The organism is Mesorhizobium sp. M7A.F.Ca.CA.001.10.2.1 (assembly GCF_003998575.1).
Taxonomy (GTDB): Bacteria; Pseudomonadota; Alphaproteobacteria; order Rhizobiales; family Rhizobiaceae; genus Mesorhizobium.
Genome location: NZ_RZQY01001068.1, coordinates 1 through 1,219 on the forward strand (window position 1 = coordinate 1; position 1,219 = coordinate 1,219).

At 62.2% G+C, this 1,219-nt stretch carries 2 protein-coding genes; both read left to right on the forward strand.

Annotation, left to right across the window (positions count from 1 at the left end):
* Nucleotides 1–372 (forward strand): class I SAM-dependent methyltransferase (locus tag EN964_RS35115; RefSeq protein WP_206528821.1); only part of this gene is annotated, 372 nt, incomplete at its 5' end.
* A 121-nt stretch (nt 373–493) separates the two neighbouring features.
* Nucleotides 494–1,219 (forward strand): glycerophosphodiester phosphodiesterase family protein (locus tag EN964_RS35120; protein ID WP_127277486.1); only part of this gene is annotated, 726 nt, incomplete at its 3' end.

Below are 1,219 nucleotides of genomic sequence, written 5' to 3' on the forward strand. Positions count from 1 at the left end.
TGGCTAAGGCCTGGCGGCACCGGCGGCCTGCAGATCATCACCATCAACGAAGCCGCCTACGACACCTATCGCGCAAGGCCGGATTTCATCCAGCGCTACGTCTTCCCGGGCGGCATGCTGCCGACGCCGTCGATCCTGAAGGCGCTCGGCAAGGATCATGGCCTTGCCCATCTGCGCGAGCGCGTGTTTCCGGACGACTACGCGCGCACGCTTGCCGAGTGGCGCCACCGGTTCTGGGCGTCATGGGAAAAGATCGTCCCGCTCGGCTTCGACGACCGGTTCAAGAAGCTCTGGGAGTTCTACCTGCACTATTGCGAGGCCGGATTCCGCGCCAGCTACATCGACGTGCGCCAAGTGGTCTACAAGGCGTAAGCCGACACGCTCTTGAACAGGCTATGTCGAGCATGATCGCGACATAGCCGCGTCGTCGCCGTCAAAAAGTCCGATCGCGAAGCAGAATGCCGCGCAGGACGGACGAATCGGAAATCACCTGATGCGCAGACGGACGATCTTCTTCGGCGTCATTGGTGTCGCTGCGGTGGGCATCTGGCTCAACAACACCTCGCTGTTATCGAGTCGCCCCGCCGGCAAGCCGGAGATGCTTGCCCATCGCGGCCTTGCCCAGGATTATTTGCGCGCAGGCATGACAGGACAGACTTGCACGGCCAGTCGCATGTTGCCGCCGCGCCATGGCTACCTCGAAAACACAATTCCCTCGATGGAGGCCGCCTTCGCGCTGGGCGCTGACGCGCTCGAACTGGATGTTCACCCGACGACGGACGGCAAGTTCGCCGTCTTCCATGACTGGACGCTGGATTGCCGCACGGAAGGCAAGGGAGAAACGCGCAGCCATTCCATGGCCGAGTTGAAGACCCTCGATGTCGGCTATGGCTATACGGCGGATGGCGGCAAGACCTTTCCATTCCGCGGCAAGGGTATCGGCATGATGCCATCGCTGGATGAGGTTCTGGCGCACTTCCCGGCCCGCCGCTTCAACATCAACGTCAAGAGCAACGATCCGGGCGAAGGCGAAAAGCTGGCCGCCTGGCTTGCCACGCTGTCTCCAGCCGAGCGCGGTTATCTGTCGGTCTATGGTGGCGATAAGCCGATCGCCGCCGTCAAGGCAGCACTGCCGGACATGCATACGCTAAGCCGCGCATCGCTGACGCAATGCATCCTGCGCTATGCCGCGATTGGCTGGAGCGGCTACGTTCCGGAT